The 18,325-nt window shown below is 35.5% G+C and carries 21 protein-coding genes; 12 read left to right on the plus strand and 9 right to left on the minus strand.

Annotated features, from left to right (window positions below; translation table 11 throughout):
- Positions 1-7: 7 nt before the first annotated feature.
- The 8 genes from Q0358_RS05625 to Q0358_RS05660 all read right to left on the minus strand — a co-directional run bounded on the left by Q0358_RS05625 (position 8) and on the right by Q0358_RS05660 (position 6,278).
- Positions 8-1,030: a hypothetical protein gene (locus Q0358_RS05625; RefSeq protein WP_299548551.1), complete on the minus strand. Its 1,023-nt coding sequence runs from the start codon at positions 1,028-1,030 to the stop codon at positions 8-10.
- On the minus strand, positions 1,020-1,610 hold the full coding sequence (locus Q0358_RS05630; protein ID WP_299548554.1) for a hypothetical protein: 591 nt from the start codon (positions 1,608-1,610) through the stop codon (positions 1,020-1,022). Before Q0358_RS05630 ends, Q0358_RS05625 begins: the two co-directional genes overlap by 11 nt.
- A gap of 15 nt (positions 1,611-1,625) precedes the next feature.
- Positions 1,626-2,057 carry a dUTP diphosphatase gene (dut, locus tag Q0358_RS05635; protein ID WP_299548557.1) on the minus strand — a complete coding sequence of 144 codons (432 nt, stop codon included), beginning with the start codon at positions 2,055-2,057 and terminating at the stop codon, positions 1,626-1,628.
- An 11-nt stretch (positions 2,058-2,068) separates the two neighbouring features.
- Positions 2,069-2,539: a transcription elongation factor GreA gene (greA, locus tag Q0358_RS05640; protein WP_299548889.1), complete on the minus strand. Its 471-nt coding sequence runs from the start codon at positions 2,537-2,539 to the stop codon at positions 2,069-2,071.
- A gap of 70 nt (positions 2,540-2,609) precedes the next feature.
- Positions 2,610-3,761, minus strand: a complete 1,152-nt coding sequence (lpxB, locus tag Q0358_RS05645; protein WP_299548559.1) for a lipid-A-disaccharide synthase — start codon at positions 3,759-3,761, stop codon at positions 2,610-2,612.
- Positions 3,758-4,447 (minus strand): hypothetical protein, encoded by a 690-nt coding sequence (locus Q0358_RS05650; RefSeq protein WP_299548562.1) that lies wholly within the window; start codon positions 4,445-4,447, stop codon positions 3,758-3,760. Before Q0358_RS05650 ends, lpxB begins: the two co-directional genes overlap by 4 nt.
- Positions 4,447-5,046: an NUDIX hydrolase gene (locus Q0358_RS05655; RefSeq protein ID WP_299548564.1), complete on the minus strand. Its 600-nt coding sequence runs from the start codon at positions 5,044-5,046 to the stop codon at positions 4,447-4,449. Before Q0358_RS05655 ends, Q0358_RS05650 begins: the two co-directional genes overlap by 1 nt.
- Positions 5,046-6,278 carry a peptidoglycan DD-metalloendopeptidase family protein gene (locus Q0358_RS05660; RefSeq protein WP_299548567.1) on the minus strand — a complete coding sequence of 411 codons (1,233 nt, stop codon included), beginning with the start codon at positions 6,276-6,278 and terminating at the stop codon, positions 5,046-5,048. Before Q0358_RS05660 ends, Q0358_RS05655 begins: the two co-directional genes overlap by 1 nt.
- 174 nt (positions 6,279-6,452) lie before the next feature.
- On the opposite strand from Q0358_RS05660, the gene Q0358_RS05665 reads away from it, so the two are divergent.
- The 5 genes from Q0358_RS05665 (at position 6,453) to Q0358_RS05685 (ending at position 10,837) form a co-directional block, all read left to right on the plus strand.
- On the plus strand, positions 6,453-6,632 hold the full coding sequence (locus tag Q0358_RS05665) for a hypothetical protein (RefSeq protein WP_299548571.1): 180 nt from the start codon (positions 6,453-6,455) through the stop codon (positions 6,630-6,632).
- A 52-nt stretch (positions 6,633-6,684) separates the two neighbouring features.
- Entirely contained in the window at positions 6,685-6,921 is a 237-nt protein-coding gene (locus Q0358_RS05670; protein ID WP_299548574.1) for a flagellar biosynthesis anti-sigma factor FlgM, read from the plus strand.
- Positions 6,922-6,951: 30 nt separating this feature from the next.
- Positions 6,952-7,407, plus strand: a complete 456-nt coding sequence (locus Q0358_RS05675; RefSeq protein WP_299548577.1) for a hypothetical protein — start codon at positions 6,952-6,954, stop codon at positions 7,405-7,407.
- 11 nt (positions 7,408-7,418) lie between these two features.
- A complete protein-coding gene (gene flgK / locus Q0358_RS05680) occupies positions 7,419-9,245 on the plus strand; it encodes a flagellar hook-associated protein FlgK (protein ID WP_299548580.1) in 1,827 nt (608 codons plus the stop codon).
- A 272-nt stretch (positions 9,246-9,517) separates the two neighbouring features.
- Positions 9,518-10,837 carry a major outer membrane protein gene (locus Q0358_RS05685; protein ID WP_299548583.1) on the plus strand — a complete coding sequence of 440 codons (1,320 nt, stop codon included), beginning with the start codon at positions 9,518-9,520 and terminating at the stop codon, positions 10,835-10,837.
- Positions 10,838-10,986: 149 nt separating this feature from the next.
- On the opposite strand, the gene Q0358_RS05690 is transcribed toward Q0358_RS05685, so the two are convergent.
- Entirely contained in the window at positions 10,987-11,871 is an 885-nt protein-coding gene (locus Q0358_RS05690; RefSeq protein WP_299548585.1) for an NAD(P)H-dependent glycerol-3-phosphate dehydrogenase, read from the minus strand.
- 99 nt (positions 11,872-11,970) lie between these two features.
- On the opposite strand from Q0358_RS05690, the gene fliI reads away from it, so the two are divergent.
- The 7 genes from fliI to Q0358_RS05725 all read left to right on the plus strand — a co-directional run bounded on the left by fliI (position 11,971) and on the right by Q0358_RS05725 (position 18,285).
- Complete coding sequence (gene fliI, locus Q0358_RS05695) at positions 11,971-13,269, plus strand: flagellar protein export ATPase FliI (RefSeq protein WP_299548588.1); 1,299 nt, start codon at positions 11,971-11,973, stop codon at positions 13,267-13,269.
- Between the two features lie 94 nt (positions 13,270-13,363).
- A complete protein-coding gene (gene trxA / locus Q0358_RS05700) occupies positions 13,364-13,681 on the plus strand; it encodes a thioredoxin (RefSeq protein WP_299548591.1) in 318 nt (105 codons plus the stop codon).
- A 38-nt stretch (positions 13,682-13,719) separates the two neighbouring features.
- Positions 13,720-14,208, plus strand: a complete 489-nt coding sequence (locus Q0358_RS05705; protein ID WP_299548594.1) for a hypothetical protein — start codon at positions 13,720-13,722, stop codon at positions 14,206-14,208.
- Positions 14,208-15,146, plus strand: coding sequence for a thioredoxin-disulfide reductase (gene trxB, locus Q0358_RS05710; protein WP_299548597.1), 939 nt, complete (start codon positions 14,208-14,210; stop codon positions 15,144-15,146). The genes Q0358_RS05705 and trxB overlap by 1 nt, the downstream gene beginning before the upstream one ends.
- A gap of 9 nt (positions 15,147-15,155) precedes the next feature.
- The gene (gene dapB, locus Q0358_RS05715; RefSeq protein WP_299548600.1) at positions 15,156-15,923 is read left to right on the plus strand and encodes a 4-hydroxy-tetrahydrodipicolinate reductase; all 768 of its coding nucleotides are present in this window, start codon (positions 15,156-15,158) and stop codon (positions 15,921-15,923) included.
- Entirely contained in the window at positions 15,924-17,312 is a 1,389-nt protein-coding gene (purF, locus tag Q0358_RS05720) for an amidophosphoribosyltransferase (RefSeq protein WP_299548603.1), read from the plus strand.
- A 19-nt stretch (positions 17,313-17,331) separates the two neighbouring features.
- Complete coding sequence (locus Q0358_RS05725) at positions 17,332-18,285, plus strand: TIGR01212 family radical SAM protein (protein WP_299548892.1); 954 nt, start codon at positions 17,332-17,334, stop codon at positions 18,283-18,285.
- Positions 18,286-18,325: the final 40 nt, after the last annotated feature.

The raw sequence follows: 18,325 nt of genomic DNA on the forward strand, positions 1-18,325 counted from the left end.
AGGACACCTATTGAATGTTGAAGAATCTATCTTTAATAAATATTTTATCTGAAGCAGAGAAGGTTGGAGTAGAGATTTTACTAGGTAATTTCTTGATTGTGCTTGTTTGTAAATCATCATCCACTAAAATCATATATCCCTGTGTTTCAAGCACAACAATATCTTTCCCGTGATTTGTTGCTGAGAAATGTGCAAATGGGAATTTTTTGCGGCGAATTTCATTAAGATCTTTATCTGTTAGAATAATCTCGCCTTCGCTAGAAAAGATAAAAATTCTATCTTCAAAGAATAAAATATCTTTAATATTGGAATCAAAAGTATTAATAACATTTGGGCTAACAGAAATGATGCGCTTTGGAGTTGCTGCAACCATGCGATTTCCAATTGCTTCTAAGAAAATTACATTGTTAAAAAACTTATCCCCATTAACTACGATATTTCTAACAAGGCGCATACTTGTTTTATCCACAACAATAAGTTTGCCATCTAGTGTTGGAATCACTACAATATCACTTAAGAAATAAGGTGCAGCAATAAGAGTGTTATTTGCTGGAGCTGAAACATTTTCTTGGCGATAAACAATTTGCATAAGATCTAAATCATAAATTGCAATGGTATTAGTGTCAAAAATCATTGCAATTAGTTTGTCATCCATAGCAGCACTTACTGGAATACTCTCAAGCGTGATAGCAGTTTCTTGTTGATCATTTTTGTTAATGAGAACAAGAGATTTTTTAAATTGTGTGATGTAAAATTTTTCACTTTCATTTAAATATTGCATATCTCTTTTTAGGCGAATATTGGAAATTTCTCCATTTTTTGTAATAAAATGCCCGCTTTTTAGTGTAGCACCATTGCGCACTATGGACTTTATATCAGCTGGAATTTGACCATTGTAAGATACTTTACCTTTTATGCTATCTTCTTTTGGTTCAAAATAATATTTTGAACCACATCCACTTAGTATTAAAGCACTAATAGTTCCTAAAAACAAAATTTTCAAAGCGTGTTTTAAAGCATTATTTTGCATTTTCTATTCCTTTAATACTAAGATGTGTGAGTGCGTTTGCTAAATCGCGTATTGGAGAGTCGTTTTTGATTTTTGTTAAAATTTCTCTAGCTTTTTGTAAATTTCCAGCTTGGATTTCTAAAAGTGCAGCTTGTAAATAGCCAAAATCCCCAGAATTTTGAGAATTTAGCATGTCTAAATCTTTGCTAAGTGAAGCAACTTGTGCTTTTGCAAATTGTGCAATAATAGGATCTTTAGAATTGCTTAATACCTTTAGCGTGTCAGTATCATTAGACTTTAAAGCATTTTGGTAGAGATACAAATCATATAATCTACTTTTGGAATCTTTTAAGACTTTAAGGGCGGATTCATCGCCTTTTAATGCTTTTTCATATGCGTTTGCTAGATTTTGCTGTTTGTTTTCTTGGTAATAATTATTTCCAAAATATCCAACAATAGCTATGATAAAAATTCCAAACAATGTTAAAAGTGCAGACTTATAACGCCTAAACCAACTCTCAAGGCGTAAAAGTCCTTCTAGCATTTTTTCATCATTATTCATTTCTTCTTTGATGTATTCTACATTTTGTTTTAAGCTCAATTCTTCTCCTTATATTTATTTGCCAGTGCTTCCAAAGCCACCTAACCCACGCTTTGTATCATCTAGGATTTCTACGACTTCAATTTCTGCTTTTTTAATAGGACAAAGCACTGCTTGCGCAATTCTATCACCAATGTTAATAGTAAAATCTTCTTTTCCGTGATTGATTAAAATCACCTTAATTTCACCACGATAGTCTGAATCAACCGTTCCGGGCGTGTTTAAAACAGAGATTCCATATTTTAAAGCTAATCCACTTCTAGGACGCACCTGAATTTCATATTCTTCATCAAAGCTAAAGCTAAGTCCTGTTGGCACAAGGGCAAATTCTTTACTTTTGATAACTAAGTTTTCACTTGCGCATAAATCAAATCCTGAAGCACCACTTGTTTGATATTTAGGGAGAGTTGCATTAGAATTTAAAAGTTTGATTTTTAGCACAGCCATTTGTTTTATCCTTAAAAGACAATTGGTTTATAAGTGATTTCTAAAATCTCATAATCCACGCGTCCTTTAGGTAGAACTACGCCCACTTCATCGCCGACAACTTTACCTAAAAGCTGTTTTGCAAGGGGAGAGTGGTAAGAGATTAATCCTTTATCTGGGTTACTTTCAGTTGCACCAACGATTGTGTATGTGTAGTTCTCTTCTGTATCTAAATCCTCTAGCGTAACCGTTGATCCAAAGCTGACTTTATCGTGGGAAAGTGTTGTAGGGTCAATCACGCGTGCTTCTGCAACAAGTTGTGTGAGTTCATTAATGCGTGCGTCCAAAAAAAGTTGGCGTTCTCTTGCGGCGTGATATTCTGCATTTTCTTTTAAATCGCCGTGTTCTCTAGCTGTATCAATTTCAATGATATTTTTTGGGCGTTCAACTTCTTTTAAATTCTTAAGTTCAGTGATTAGCTTGTTATAGCCATATTCTGTCATAGGCTCCACAAAGATTCCTTAAAAAATAAAATAATTTGAAATAGTAAGGCAAAGAGAGTTAAAAAGCCCTTTATTTTTGTAAATTTTTTATTAAATTTTCTAAATTTGTTGCACAAGTCTTTGCACTTCCGTGTTGTAAGTATTTTATAAGCTTTGTTTTTTGCGCAAAAAAGTGTGCATAATCATAGTTTTCATAAGCATTTAGTAAGTTTTGCGGTGTAACAAAATGTTGCAAAAACTCTGGGTGAATAGGTGGAATCTCTGGGTTTGGATTATTTTTAGGCGATTGATAGGTGTAAAACTCTAAAAAAATGTTGCTAAGTCCTATAAAGTTTAGTTTCACAAGTGCTTTAGCGATGTAATAATCTAGGGTGCGTGTTTTGTAAGCTAGAATTGTTGGAATCCCTAAAAGCGTAGATTCTAGTGTGGCTGTCCCACTGCAAACAAAGGCAAAAGAGCATTGCTTTAAGCCTGTATAGGTTTCAAAAATAACTTCAAAATCACTAAAATCACCATAAATTGTTTTTAAATCTTTGTGTTCAAAGGTTTTTGGTGCGATTAAAAGCGGGATTTGACCTTTGTTTTTAAGGGTTTTTGCTAGTGTTTTAAAGATGGGAAAAAGTGCTTGAATTTCTGCTTTTCTTGAGCCGGGCATAAAGGCGATTTTTGGAGAGTTTTGGCGTGTATGAAAAGAAAATGGAAGAACATCTAATAGTGGATGTCCTACATAATGTAAGTTTGCAGAGATAGGATAAAAATCCTTTTCAAAAGGCAAAATCCCCCAAAGAGAATCACAAATTTCACTTAAAACCTTAGCGCGATAGGATTTCCAAGCCCATACTTGTGGCAGAATATAATAAATAATATGTGGAGAATTTTTGCCTTGACAAAGTTTTTTAATCGTCTTAATAAGTGGGATATTAAAAGAAGAAGAATCCATAAATAGTGCAATATCACTTGTGCTAGCAATCTTAGCAAGCTCTTTTTTAGTGGCAAAAAATTTTGGAATCACTTTTAAGATTCCACTAAATCCCATTATGCGAAAGCTAGAAGGGTCCAAGGTGCTTTGAAAATTGCTTTTGTGAGCCGCTAAGACTTCAGTATCAAAAATCCCACAAAGAACAAAAGAAATCTTTTTTTTACAAAATGCGTTAAGAAGATTTAAAAGATGTAAGTTTGCAGAGTATTCAAGTGCTGCAATGAAGATCTTTACAGGTTTCAAGGGTTATCGTTATTTGTGGAATCTAAAAGTATGGAATTTGTGATGGGTTGCTCTTGTATTGTTTTAAGACCTCGTATTTGTGTATTTTGAAATAAATCGCGCATTTCTACTTGAAGTTTTGCAAGCTCTAAATCAAGCGTTTTGAGTTTGGATTCCACATTAATTAGAGTATTAAACAAATCGTTTGCGTGTTGTAAAAGAACATAATCTTTTGCTGGATTTGCTAGTAATCGCTGATGTTTTTGATAGGAAACTTCTAGTTTTACCACAGGTTCTGGAGCTTGAATGTTTTTAAGGGTTTCTTGTGAAGTTTTTAAAATCTCTTGTAGATTTTGTAATTGCGCATAAAGATTTGAGAAATCCTTTTTAGATTCTAAATTCTCTAAGTCATCTTTGAAATTAGAATCGGATTTTTCTTTGATATTTTTTGTATGTTCTAGGGCAGCATTGCTTTCTTGTAGGGTTTTATTTGTTGCTTCTAGTTCTTTGTTTTGCGCAAGAAGAAGTGCGTTTTTTGCAGAAATATTGTTATAGGATCCTATTAATGCTTCTTTATCCTTTTTTAATGCGCTAAATTCTTCATTGAAATTTTTTCTAGCTTCTTCAAAAATTGTATAAATTTGCCACGCTTCTTTGATTTCATCTAACTTTTGTGTGAGTTCTTTTAAGGCAGAGAAATTTTGCATTATGTATGATTCCTAAAATACCAAAGAAATGCAAACATTACCCCTGAAGTTTTAGGAAAACTAGAATCCAAAATAAACGTATAAGCTTCTGTCTTTGGGATAAAAATCACTTCTATATTTTCATCATCAATCCCGCCTCCTAGATTTTGGCGATAGCCCTCATCAAGTGTGGCAAAAAATAATGTTTGTTTGCTCCCAGCAAAGCCCACGGAGCTATAAAATTCTGTAATTTGCGTGATATTTTCTAAAGGAATGTTATATCCACATTCTTCTAAAATTTCTTCTTGCATAATCACATTTAACGGCTTGTCTTTATCTGTAATTCCAGCGCACAACTCAAAAGTATAACCAATCTCGCTTTTTAAATGTTTGATATCGCGATTTCTTTCTTTTAAAAAGACAGCAGGGCGAAACTGCTTAACAATAACAAACGCGTCCTTTTGCGTGTGATAAAGCAATGCTGCAACGCTATCGTGTGCTTCAATAATATCCCAACTGCGTTCTTTGCCGTTTTCTACAAATTGCATTCTTTTAGGTTTAATGTACTTAGAATCTTCACACGCGCAAAAGCGGATATTTGAAATCTTTTTAGCTTGCATTAGTTGAGATTCTTCTCTTGGTTAAGATACACAATATAACCTTCTTTTGCGTGCTTAAAAGGTGTGTTCTTTTTCTCTTCTTGGAGTGCAGCTTGAAGAGCTTTTTCATAAGTTTTCGCAGTTTCTAAAAAACTTTCTTTTTCTTTACCTTGTAGTTTAGATTGTGCAATTCTTAGATGTTTAGTAGGATTAACTGCGTTGCCATTTTTATATAAACCAAAATGCAAATGTGGTCCTGTGCTAAGTCCTGTGCTACCAACTGTGCCGATTTTTCTCCCTTGTTTGATGTGAGAGCCAGCACGGATTCCGTGTTCAATTTTGTGCATATGTGCATAAAGTGTTCTGTATCCATTGTCGTGTTGGATAATCACAGTTTTGCCATATCCACCTTTTGTTCCTGCAAAGATTACTTTACCATTGCCAGAAGCGCGGATTGGAGTGTGTCTTGGAGCTGCATAATCTGTGCCTAAATGTGGGCGTTTATAGCCTAAAATTGGATGCTTTCTTCCCATTGAGAAATGTGAAGAGATTCTTTTGTATTGTAAAGGCACAGTTAAAAGATATTTGCTTAAATTATTGCCCTTTAAATCATAAAAATGCCCATCTTCGTGACGGATAACATATTGATTATTGTTGCTAACTTTTAAGGTAGAAGCCTTGATGTTTGGCGCACCAAAATTCTTTCCTAAGCGATATTTGCGTTCATAAATGATTGCAAGTTGATCGCCTTTGCGCACTTCACGGCGAAAATCTACACTCCCTTTGTATGCTTGGATAAAATCACTCGCTAAAAAACTATCTCCTGTTAGATAAATAATGTCATTATAAAGGGAGTTATCCACAGAAAGAGAAATTGTATGTTCTTTAGAAAAATACACAACAGGAATTGCTCGCATCCCATATTGATCACCTTGTTTAAAAATATGGAGTTGAGAGTTCTCATTGATAGGAATTAATGCTTGAAGCAAAACAGAATCATCATAAAGTGCATAATAGGTGCTTCCACCAATAATTTCATCTGCAAGCTCTTTATCTTCTGGCGCAAGATCATAATAGGTCTTTAAAGGAATAGAGTTTTTTTCGAAAAAAGTTAGAAGGGTTTGTCCTTGTTCCCATTTGGATTCTTGGATTGTTGCAGCGTGTGAAAAACTTCCAAATGCTACCAAAGAAAGACAAAATTTAAGAGAATTTTTAAAGAGAACTGAAGTTTTAAGCCATTGATACACGCACATTACAATCCTTTATGAAGATTTTGGTTTAAAAAGAAGTTAAGGATTATATCACAAAATCCGCAATTTAGGGCAAAAAAACTAAAAAATGCTTAAAAATATAGAATTTTTGTTATAATCTCGCATTTATTTTTCAAAAAGCAGAGTTTAGGAGCATACAAAGTGAAGGATTGGTTTGTGCCATCAATTGGATTTGGTTTGTTTGTGTATTTTATGCTTTTTGTGATTTTATATACTATTAAAATTGGCGGAGCAAATGTCCCACTACATAGTGAAGCACAGCACATCGCCCCTGCAAAGACGGATACAGAGAAGTTTTTACAGGATGTTGCAAAAAGTGTGCGTGAATCCTTTTAGTTTTTAAAAATTAGCCGATATAGCTAGCAAGATTTTATACAAAGGAGTGAAGATGATTAGTCATTTGATGAGTAATGCGACTTTTTCAACGGCTATTAATCAAGCCAATAATAAAAACACTTCGCAAATTAATGCTAAAAACGATTCTATCGAAGAGAAACAAAAGACAAAAGACACACAAAAGTTGGAATCTAAAATTGACAGCATTAAAGATGCGATTAAAAATGGGACTTACAAACTCAATTTAAAGGAGAGTGCAGAGAAATTGGCACAAGAATTGCTTAGATAAGAATAACTTAAATTTATTAGGAGTTATCTTATGTCTTTGCAGTTTTTACAAGGCGCGTTAGAGGATATTAAAGCTCTCATTGCGATTACAGAACAAGATATTGCGGATATTAAGGTTGCTAATAATGACGCAATCTTTGCAAGAATCCCACAAAAAGAAGAATTAACCGCATCATTTATCCGCAAAAAAGAAGCCTATGCACAAGAGATAGAAGAACGCTTGCGCAAAGAATTTCCAAACGCTACACTAGAAGATCTAACCTATGAAGATAAGCAGCATTTATTAGGTGATGGCGCAAGTCAATATACAGCTGCTTTGCACGATAGTTTAAATTTGTTAAAAGACTTAAATCTTCGCTTTGGCAAAATGTCTTTAGCAGTTTCTGAGTTTTATAGCTCGTTATTGAGCAAAATTGTCCCCACTGAAGATAGAGGGTATAATAAGCAGTCCTTAGGCAACGCATCGTTTTTGCAAGCAGAAGTTTAAAGGGGTAGGCAATGGGTGGATTACTTTCTTCTCTAAATACCCCTTATACCGGACTAACCGGACATCAAGTGATGGTGGATGTTACGGGAAATAACATTGCAAATGCAAACAATGAATTTTATTCTCGTCAAGTTGTGCGATCTGCTGCTGAAACACCACTTTGGAAGCAAAATTACGCATTAGGGCAGGGCTTAAATATCTTAAGCGTTGAACGCGTGCATGATGAATATAGTTTTATGCGTTATAAAAAAGCAAGTTCAGAGAAAACCTTTTATGACACAAGTTTTTCTGGGCTTAAAGAAGCTTCTGCATATTATCCAGAAGTTGATGGAGTTGGAATCTATAAAGATTTGCAAAGTTATTTTAACGCATGGAAAGATCTCTCCACAAAAGCCGGTGATCCAGCACAAAAAATCGCTCTAGCAGAGCAGGCAAAAACACTGACAAAAAATATCCAAGAAACGCGAAAATCTTTAGAGTTTTTGCAAAAACGCCTAAACGATGAAATGAAAGTGGCAGTAGAAGAAGTTAATCGTCTAGGAGAACAAATTGCGCTTTTAAATAAAAAAATTGCAGAATATGAAAATAAAGATATGAATAAAAAGGCGAATGATTTGCGTGATTTGCGTGATCAATATGAGTTTGAAATTAATAATTTAATTGGCTGTGATGTTTTTAAACAAAATGTGCAAGGAAGTGCTTGTGTGGATAAAGATATTGCAGATTTTGATGATGATTATACGCTAACAATCGGCGGTAAATCTATCGTAGATGGTGATTCTTTTCATCCTTTGGTTTTGGACAATTCCGAAAATCCAAGCGGAATTTACACAATTAAATATCTAAGAAGTGATCACAAACCTTATGATTTAACAAACGCTTTAAATCAAGGTAAAGTCGGCGCATTACTTGATTTAATCCGCACAGAAGATGTGTTAAATTGTAATGGGACATTAGGAAAACTTCAAGTGTATATTAATGACTTAGATACTTTTGCAAACGGAATTATAGAAGCGACAAACAATATTTATGCAGAATCTTCTCAAAGAAGTGCAAAAAGTGATGAACTAACCTTAGATGCAAGAGATGCACTTACAACAAGTGGTTATAATGTGCGTGAAGGAACATTTAAGGTTGTTATGTATGACAAAGATGGTAAAGAGCTAGGAGCTAGAGAAGTTACAATTAATAATCTTACAACAATGCAAGATATTGTCAATCAACTAAATAGTAATGTTGATGATAATAAAGATGGAAACCCATTAAATGACTTTGATGATCGCTTTCAAGCTGTTTATAATAATGAATCTAAGACTTTTAGTATCACTTCCAAAAATCCATCTGAAGATATTTATATCTCTATCCAAGATAGTGGCACAAACTTCGCAGGGGCTTTTGGCGTGAATCGTTTTTTTGATGGAAAAGACGCAAGAGATATTGAGTTAGCTCAACAATATAGAGATGATCCAACATTAATTCGTGCCTTTAGAGAAGCCGTGGATGGAAACTTTGTGGTTGCAAACAAAATGCAGCAACTTCAATTTGATAAGATTACTTTCACAGATTATAAAGGTGAGCAGCGTTCAGAAACAATTAGTGGGTATTTTCGTTACATTGCAGGAAAGGTTGCTTCTGAGACACAAGCCACACAGACCACACAACTTACAAAAGAAGCCGTATATAGCTCTACAAAACAAGAGTATAAGGCGCTTTCTGAAGTTTCTGTGGATGATGAGCTTGTGAATCTTATTAGGTTTCAAAGCGGATATAGTGCAAATGCGAAGATGATCACAACAATTGATGAGATGATAAACACTCTTTTAGGGATTAAAAATTAATTTTAGATTCCAACTTTAAAGACTAGATTTTAGTAGAGCTAAAATCTAGTGAAACAAATACAAACAAATCCTACCAACAAAAAAATAAACTAACAATAAACAAGCCACTAAAAATCCCTAAAAATTCTATAATTTTTGCAAATTTGCCACAAATTTATGCAAAATTTTGAAAAAAACTATGAAAAACTCTAAAAAATACTTGCTTTTTATTTTTTAAATTTTGTATAATGCGCCTTGTAATTTTTACAATTTACTCTATAAAGGAGATTAGAATGAAGTTTCTAAAATTAAGTTTGGCAGCAAGTGTTGCACTAGGTGCATTCTCTACAGCAAGTTTTGCGCAACCACTAGAAGAAGCAATCAAAGGTGTAGATGTAAGTGGATATCTAAGATACCGCTATAATGATGACAGATATGATAATGGTAATGGTGATGTAAGCAACAGCAATGCTACACATAGATGGAGAGCACAAGCAGATTTCAAAACTCCTGTTGTTAATAGCGTAGCAATGAACTTGGGAATTTTGTATAACAATGAAAAACAAAATGTAAATCATGGCAATACTGCTCCTGGGACAGGTACAGGTCTAGGTTCTGGTAAAGATGGTGATTTTGGTGTAAGCACATTTTATGCAACAATCACTCCAGATGTAACAGCTACAACTGTAATGATCGGTAAGCAACGCCTTGCTACTCCTATAACAGATGCTGGTGATGATAGAGCAACAGGTATTTTAGCTCTAAACAGCGACATCACAGGACTTACTCTAGTAGGTGGTGCATTTGATTCTTGGAGTTTAGATGATATGTATGCTGGGTATAATGGTGATAATACTTCAGTAGATAAGCCACTTTACACTTTAGCTGCGATTTACAACACAGATACAAGCTTTGGTAACATTGGCGCGCAAGCTTGGGGCTTCTATGTGCAAGATTTAGTAGATGCTTCAGGATTCTTAGAGCTATCTTGGAAAGGAAGCTTATTAAATGCTAAATTACAATATGCTCTTGCAAAAATTGCAAATGATGAGGCGCTTGCTTATCATAAAGTAGCTCAAGCAAACGATTTGCTTTCATTCCAAATTGGTGCGGATTTCACAAATGATTTCAATATCCCACTAGATGCAAAACTAGGTTATATCACAAACTTCCAAGATGGAACAGCGGTAATGTTTGATGATGAAGGTGCATTAGCAAAAGCTGGTAAATTATGGTGGCAAAACCCTGCAACAGGTATTACATTTGGTTTAGGGAAAACACTTGTTGGTGGTTTTGATACTAGCACTTTTGCAAATGAAGCAGAAATCAATGTGTTCTATGGCGCACTTAGCTATGGTTTCATTGAGAATAGATTGAGAGTAGGTATTGAAGGTGTTTATGGTGAGAGCGAATTAACAGCTCATCAAGGTGGTGCTCAAGTGAGTAAAGTTGAATTTACAGAAATCACTCCAACAATTAGCTGGCAACACAATAAAAACCTAAATATCTCTGCATTCTATGCAATGCTAAATACAGAAGATAAAACAAATGGTGTGAATGTACCAGATCAAGATAGAAACAGAGCAAGGGTAGAAGTAAAATACTCTTTCTAGTTTCTTACAGAATCCCTCTTTGGGATTCTTTTTTAACTTCCCTTAACTCTTTTTGATACTTAAAAAATCACAACATCACTCTTTATGGAATCAGTCTTTAGTAGGAACCTAAAGTCTCATTATGAAAATCTAAATTACTTGTTTATTAGCTAGCTTTGCATTAAATCTAGTAGGCTTTGTTTTGGATTTTTGCCTTTGATGATTAATGCCACTTCTTTGGCAATAGGTGTGTAGATATTATATTTAGTGGCTAACTTGTGAATTTCTTCAGAAGTTTTTACACCCTCGGCAACTTCACCAAGTGTTTCTAAAATCTCTGTAAGTGTCTTTCCTTGTGCTAAATAAAGTCCCACGCGGAAGTTTCGCGATAGAGTGGAATTTGCGGTTAAAAACAAATCTCCAGCCCCTGATAATCCTAAAAATGTAGAATCCAATGCACCAAAAAACTTGCCAAATCGTGTCATTTCCACTAATCCCCTAGCAATTAGCGAGGCACGCGCATTATTGCCAAGCCCTAGACCATCACAAATCCCACTAGCAATAGCAATCACATTTTTATAAGCTCCACCAACTTCACCACCGATAATATCTAAAGAAATATAAGGTTTAATAAAACTAGGAAACAGATTGCACCATTGCTTTGCAATCTCCATTGAGTTTGCGTGAATGTTTAATGCACAAGGAAGTCCGCTTTGCACTTCTTTGGCGAAGCTTGGTCCTGCAAGATAGCTTAAACTTGCATTTGGATAAAAAGATTCAAAGATTTCACTTACAAATTGTCCCTTTGCAATCCCCTTTGAAGCAACTAAAATCTTAGCGTTTTTGGGAAGTGGATTAGAACTTAGCCATAAATGTAATGCAGAAGTAGCAATTGCCACGACGAAATAATCGCTATCTTTAGCTTGTTCTTGTGTGATTTGAAAGGTGGAATCCAAATTTTTACGCGAGATTATAAAAGCGGAATTTTTTTCTTTAAAAGCAAAGTGTAATGCATTCCCCCAAGCTCCACCACCAAAAACACTGATTTTAGGCATTTTAAACCTTTAATTAAAGTTTGCGTTGCACGCATTAAGGCTGAAATTTTAGTAAAAATATATTAAAATTTCGCCACATTTTTAAAAAAGAGTTTGCAAATGGCTTTAGGAAATTTAAGAGAACGCTTAAATGGTTTAAATCTCTCTCCTGCTTTTGGGCTTATTATCAAAGTTGAGCAAGGATTTTTACTGGCAAATGGGCTAACCCCACGCATTGGTGATATTGTGAAAATTCTAGGAGAGGATAATCAAAGTATGGGTATGGTTACTGCGCTTGAAAAAGAGTGTTTTAAAATCACACCTTTTTCTTTTATTGAAGGCACAAAAGTCGGTGATAAAGTGTATTTAAATACGCGTGGATTGCAAATCCCAGTAGGTCCAGAGATTTTAGGAAGAGTGATTAATCCTTTAGGAGAAGCCATAGATGGCAAAGGAATGATTAGGGCGCAAGGAGCTATGCCTATTGTGCGCGCACCTATTGAAGCAATGAAGCGTGGGATGATTAATGAAGTCTTTAGCGTGGGGGTTAAAAGTATTGATGGTTTGCTAACTTGTGGCAAGGGGCAAAAACTTGGAATCTTTGCAGGGAGTGGGGTTGGAAAATCCACTTTGATGGGAATGATTGTGCGTGGAGCAGTAGCGAAGATTAAAGTGATTGCATTAATTGGTGAGAGAGGGCGTGAAGTGCCGGAGTTTGTGGAGAAAAATTTAGGTGGAGATTTGACGAACACGGTATTAATTGTCGCAACAAGTGATGATTCTCCATTAATGCGTAAATATGGGGCATTTGCTGCAATGAGTGTGGCAGAATACTTTAAGGCAATGGGTGAAGATGTGCTTTTTATGATGGATTCTGTAACGCGCTTTGCAATGGCGCAAAGGGAGATTGGATTAGCTTTAGGTGAGCCACCAACTAGCAAGGGTTATCCGCCTTCTGTTTTAACGCTTTTGCCACAGCTTATGGAGCGTGCTGGTAAGGAAGAGGGGCAGGGTTCAATTACAGCGTATTTTACGGTGCTTGTAGAGGGTGATGATATGAGTGATCCTATTGCAGATCAAAGCCGAAGTATTTTAGATGGGCATATTGTGCTTGATCGTTCTTTAACGGATTTTGGGATTTATCCGCCTATTAATGTGCTAAATTCTGCTTCAAGGCTAATGGGCGATGTGGCTAGCAAGGAACACATTGAAGCAGCTAGGAAGTTTCGTCGTTTGTATGCAATGCTAAAAGAAAATGAGGTGCTAATAAGGATTGGTGCATATCAAGCAGGAAGTGATAAGGATTTAGATGAAGCGATTGCTAAAAAGAGTGTAATGGAAGAGTATTTGAAACAAGATTGCGATGAAACAATCACTTATGAAGAAAGTGTGCAAAAGCTTATTGAAATTATGCGCTAGATTTTGATTTATGGAATCTAAAATTAAAAGTTTTTATTTTTTTAAGTAATTGGTTGTATAATGCTAAGACATTTTTCATTTTAAGGAGAAAATTATGGCTGGTTATATTGAATTAACAGAGCAAAATTTTGAAGAAACAATTAAAGATGGTGTTGTAATGGTAGATTTTTGGGCGCCTTGGTGTGGTCCTTGTAGAATGATTGCGCCTGTGATTGACAAGCTAGCAGAAGATTATGCAGGAAAAGCAAGGATTTGTAAAGTTAATACTGATGAGCAACAAGGTCTAGCAGCTAAGTTTGGAATCCGATCAATTCCTACAATTTACTTTTATAAAGATGGAGCAAAAGTTGATGAGATGATTGGTGCAGCAAGTGAGCAAGCATTTAAAGAAAAAATTGATGGCTTATTATAGTCTAGTAAATTTTATACTTTTGGAGCAAAGAGGGTAGCGTGAAGAAGTGCTGCCCAAAGCTTCCTATCGCATTTATCATTGTTTTTGTGGTGGGTGCGTTTATTTATTATCAATATTCTTTCACTTCTACAACGAAAATTAATTTTACACAAGATACTTTTTATACTTACACACAAAATGGTGTTAGCCTTTTTATGCCAGAATCTAAGCGTTATAATGTGTGTATTTATAATAGTTTTTTAAAAGAACAAGAAGAGTTTTTGCAAAAACAATCAGAAAATGGGATTCCACTTTTGGCTATTGATTTTTATCAACAAGGACAAAATATTTTTAAAGAAAAAAATTTTAATTTAATAAGAGTTTCAAGCAGTTTAATGCTAAAATTAATCCACGGGTTCCATATAAAAACCTTGCCACAATGTTTTGTTATCACGCAAGATACAAAGAATCCTATGCAATATACGCATTTAAAAGATTTTGGATTTTATAAGATTATTAATTTTAAAACAGAAAATAAGGAGAAATAATGTTGGAATTAGTAATTATTGGTGGTGGTCCTGCTGGACTAAGTGCTGGATTATATGCTACAAGAGGTGGCTTAAAAGATGTTGTAATGTTTGAAAAGGGAATGCCAGGAGGACAAATCACATCAAGTAGTGAAATGGAAAATTATCCCGGTGTAGCTGAAGTGAAAAGCGGATTTGACTTTATGATGCCTTGGCAGGAACAATGCTTCCGTTTTGGTCTAAAGCACGAAATGGCAGAGGTTGTGAGAGTTAAAAAAGTTGGCGATCACTTTGGGATTGTTTTAAGCGATGGCAAAGAAGTGGAATCTAAGTCTGTAATTGTAGCAACAGGTGGCAGTCCAAAAAAATCAGGTGTAAAAGGTGAAGAAGTCTTTTGGGGCAAGGGTGTTAGCTCTTGTGCGACTTGTGATGGGTTTTTTTACAAAAATAAAGAAGTTGCGATTTTAGGCGGTGGAGATACTGCTATTGAAGAGGCGATTTATTTGGCTAAGATTTGTTCAAAAGTTACCGTAATTCACAGAAGGAATCAATTCCGCGCTTCTCCTATCACTTTAGAGAGAGCAAAAAAGGAATCTAAAATTGAATTTTTAACACCTTATGGAATTAGCGAGATTTTAGGTGATGATTCTGGGGTTAATGGGCTACAACTTAAAAACCTGGAAAATGGAGAAGCAAAGAAACTAGAGATCGCGTGTCTTTTTGTACTTATTGGCTATAATGTAAATAATTCTGTGTTAATGCAAGAAGATAATAGTAGTATTTGCGCACTTAGTGAGTATGGAGAAGCACTTGTAAATTTAAAGATGGAAACAAATATCCCCGGATTATTTGTCGCTGGAGATTTAAGGGTTGATGCGCCAAAACAAGTTGTGTGTGCAGCAGCAGATGGTGCTACAGCTGCACTTGGTGCGATTGAATACATTGAACATCACAAATAAAGGAAAGGTATGCTAGGTATTGGAGTCTTTGGTGCAGGTGGGCGTGTTGGACAACTTCTTGTTGAGTTGGCAAAAAAGAGTAATGCAGTGAAGCTTGAATCTGTGTATGTGCGTAAGGATTTGGATTTTTCTATTGATCCGGGCGTTTTAATCACAAAGGATTTGAAAGTTTTTTTAGAAAGCACGGATGCAATTATTGATTTTACAACAGCAGAAGGGACAAACGCATTGCTTGAAGTGGCATTAGAGAATCCAAAACCCATAGTTATTGGCACCACAGGATTGCAAGAACATCATCAAAATCTCATTAAAGAGGCGTCTAAAAAAATGCCGATTTTATATGCAAGCAATATGTCTCTAGGTGTTGCAGTGCTAAATAAGGCAGTGAAACTTGTTGCTAGCACGCTAAGGGATTTTGATATTGAGATTGTAGAAACACATCATCGGCACAAAAAAGATTCTCCAAGTGGCACAGCTCTGCACTTAGCGCAAACTTGTGCGCAAACTAGGGGATTGAATTTAGATTCCGTGCGTCAAAGTGGCAGAAATGGAAATATTGGAGAAAGAAGCAAAGATGAGATTGGAGTAATGGCGTTGCGTGGAGGAGATGTTACTGGAATCCATAATGTTGGATTCTATGGTGATGGAGAGTATTTAGAGCTGGTTCATACAGCAACATCACGTGCAACATTTGCACAAGGAGCGATTAAAGCAGCACTTTGGTTGCAAAATCAGCCAAATGGTTTATATGGCATTGATGATGCGTTGGGGCTGTAAGTGGAAGTGCAAAAATATAACAAGAGTCAAAAGAGCTGGAATGAAGAGTGTGCAGTTGTAGGTGTGTATAACGCGCAAAATGCAGCAAGTTTAGCGTATTATTCTCTGTTTTCTATGCAGCATAGAGGGCAAGAAGCTTCCGGGATTGCAACAAGTAATGGCGAGAAAATCACAACAATTAAAAATCACGGCTTAGTTACAGAAGTGTTTTGTGATGATAAATTAAATAAACTTAAAGGTTTTAGTGCAGTAGGACATAATCGCTACTCCACAGCTGGTGGAGATTCTATTTCTGATGCGCAACCGATTTTTGCGCGTTATGATTTAGGAGAAGTTGCGATTGTGCATAATGGCAATTTAACAAATGCGCGTAAGATTCGTGATGAGCTAATTAGAGAGGGTGCGATTTTTCAAAGTTATATGGATACAGAAAATTTAATTCATTTAATTGCTAAATCTCAAAAAGAAAATTTAATTGATAGAATTAAAGAGGCAGTAAATCAGCTAGAAGGTGCGTTTTGTTTTGTGATTTTAAGCCGTAAGAAAATGTTTGTAATCCGTGATAGAAATGGATTCCGTCCTTTATCGCTTGGTGAAATTACAAATGCTGATGGGAGTAAAGGCTATGTGGTGGCTAGTGAAACTTGCGCATTTGATTTAATTGGTGCAAAATATGTGCGTGATGTAGAACCCGGAGAAATGCTTGTGTTTTCAAACAAGGGAATGCAATCTCATAGCATTATGCCTAAAAATCCTTATCCTTGCGTGTTTGAGTATGTATATTTTGCGCGCCCTGATAGTAAAGTGTTTGGGCGTTTGGTGTATGATATTCGTAAAAATATGGGAAGAGAATTAGCAAGAGAAAATCCTATAGATGCAGATTTAGTTATCCCAGTCCCAGATAGTGGAGTAGCAGCAGCACTTGGGTATTCTAAAGAAAGTGGAATCCCTTTTGAGCTAGGGATTATCCGTAACCATTATGTAGGACGCACCTTTATTGAGCCAACACAACAAATTAGAGAACTCAAAGTGCGTTTAAAACTAAATCCCATTAGAGAATTGATTGAAAATAAGCGCGTTATTGTGATTGATGATTCTATTGTGCGTGGAACTACAAGTCGTCAAATTGTTAAGATTTTGCGCGATTGTGGAGCAAAAGAAATTCATATGAAAATCTCATCTCCCCCCACAATTTCTCCTTGCTTTTATGGAGTGGATACGCCAAATAAAGAAGAGTTGATTAGTGCTAGAATGTCTGAAGATGAAGTGTGTGAATTTATTGGTGCAGATTCTTTGGCGTTTTTATCTTTGCAAGGATTGAAGCGCAGTATTGATGCGCAAGATTATCAATATTGTCAAGCCTGTTTTGATGGCAAATACATTGTCTAAGGATTTATGCGTGAAACAAATGCTGACATTTGGGCGTTATTGTAAAAGGCGTTTTGGGCAAAGGGTGCGTAAGATTCCTATTGCGCTTGCTGGTTTTACTTGTCCTAATATTGATGGAAGTGTGGCGCGCGGTGGTTGTATTTTTTGTAAAAATGAGAGTTTTTCTCCAACGCTTGATAAAGAACCTAAGGTGCGTTTAACAATGCACCCTAAGATGCAGGAAAATCCACTTTTGGAGATGCAGTTAAAGCAACTTCATAGTCAATTTAAATGGCAAAGCGAGTTTCATTGTAATAAGTTTGGTGTGGGAAAATATATGATTTATTTTCAATCTTTTACAAACACTTATGCTCCTTTTGATACTCTTCAAAAGCTTTATACAGAAGCATTGAGTTTGCCAAATGTTATAGGAATGTCCATTGGCACGCGCACAGATTGTGTGGATTTAAAATTGCTTGATTTTTTAGCAGAACTTGCACAAAAAAAAGGACAGGAAATTTGGGTGGAATATGGAATCCAATCTGTGTATGATGAGACTTTGAAGTTTATTAATCGCGGACACGGCACGGAAAATATGGAATTTTGTATTACAGAAAGTAAGAAGCGCGGGCTAAAAACTTGTTCGCATATTATTTATGGATTGCCTAATGAAACCAAAGAGATGATGCTCCATAGTCTAAAAACAGTGCTTGAGTGGGGAAGTGATGGGATTAAAGTGCATCCGCTTTATATTATTGAAAAAACTTTGCTTGCAAATTTGTATGAAAAGGGAGAGTATAAGCCGATTTCACTTAATGCTTATATAGATTTAATTGTGGAATCCTTAAAGATGATTCCACAAAATGTTGTTATGCATAGAGTTAGTGCAGGGGTGCGTAATGATACTTTGCTTGCTCCAAAATGGTGTTTTGATAAAAATATCCAAATGCGCGCAATTCGCGATGCTTTAAGAGATGCTGGGATAGAGTATTAAGTTGGAATTGGATTCCAACTTTTGTAAAATTGATAAAGTG

The sequence above is a fragment of the uncultured Helicobacter sp. genome (assembly GCF_937893305.1).
Taxonomy (GTDB): Bacteria; Campylobacterota; Campylobacteria; order Campylobacterales; family Helicobacteraceae; genus Helicobacter_D.

Coding starts and splice junctions, on each gene's coding strand:
- trxA (WP_299548591.1), top strand. CDS start 13,364: ATGGCTGGTTATATTGAATTAACAGAGCAAAATTTTGAAGAAACAATT.
- dut (WP_299548557.1), bottom strand. CDS start 2,057: ATGGCTGTGCTAAAAATCAAACTTTTAAATTCTAATGCAACTCTCCCT.
- Q0358_RS05660 (WP_299548567.1), bottom strand. CDS start 6,278: ATGTGCGTGTATCAATGGCTTAAAACTTCAGTTCTCTTTAAAAATTCT.
- Q0358_RS05690 (WP_299548585.1), bottom strand. CDS start 11,871: ATGCCTAAAATCAGTGTTTTTGGTGGTGGAGCTTGGGGGAATGCATTA.
- fliI (WP_299548588.1), top strand. CDS start 11,971: ATGGCTTTAGGAAATTTAAGAGAACGCTTAAATGGTTTAAATCTCTCT.
- Q0358_RS05650 (WP_299548562.1), bottom strand. CDS start 4,447: ATGCAAAATTTCTCTGCCTTAAAAGAACTCACACAAAAGTTAGATGAA.
- trxB (WP_299548597.1), top strand. CDS start 14,208: ATGTTGGAATTAGTAATTATTGGTGGTGGTCCTGCTGGACTAAGTGCT.
- greA (WP_299548889.1), bottom strand. CDS start 2,539: ATGACAGAATATGGCTATAACAAGCTAATCACTGAACTTAAGAATTTA.
- Q0358_RS05625 (WP_299548551.1), bottom strand. CDS start 1,030: ATGCAAAATAATGCTTTAAAACACGCTTTGAAAATTTTGTTTTTAGGA.
- flgK (WP_299548580.1), top strand. CDS start 7,419: ATGGGTGGATTACTTTCTTCTCTAAATACCCCTTATACCGGACTAACC.
- Q0358_RS05685 (WP_299548583.1), top strand. CDS start 9,518: ATGAAGTTTCTAAAATTAAGTTTGGCAGCAAGTGTTGCACTAGGTGCA.
- Q0358_RS05725 (WP_299548892.1), top strand. CDS start 17,332: ATGCTGACATTTGGGCGTTATTGTAAAAGGCGTTTTGGGCAAAGGGTG.
- Q0358_RS05670 (WP_299548574.1), top strand. CDS start 6,685: ATGATTAGTCATTTGATGAGTAATGCGACTTTTTCAACGGCTATTAAT.
- Q0358_RS05655 (WP_299548564.1), bottom strand. CDS start 5,046: ATGCAAGCTAAAAAGATTTCAAATATCCGCTTTTGCGCGTGTGAAGAT.
- Q0358_RS05675 (WP_299548577.1), top strand. CDS start 6,952: ATGTCTTTGCAGTTTTTACAAGGCGCGTTAGAGGATATTAAAGCTCTC.
- dapB (WP_299548600.1), top strand. CDS start 15,156: ATGCTAGGTATTGGAGTCTTTGGTGCAGGTGGGCGTGTTGGACAACTT.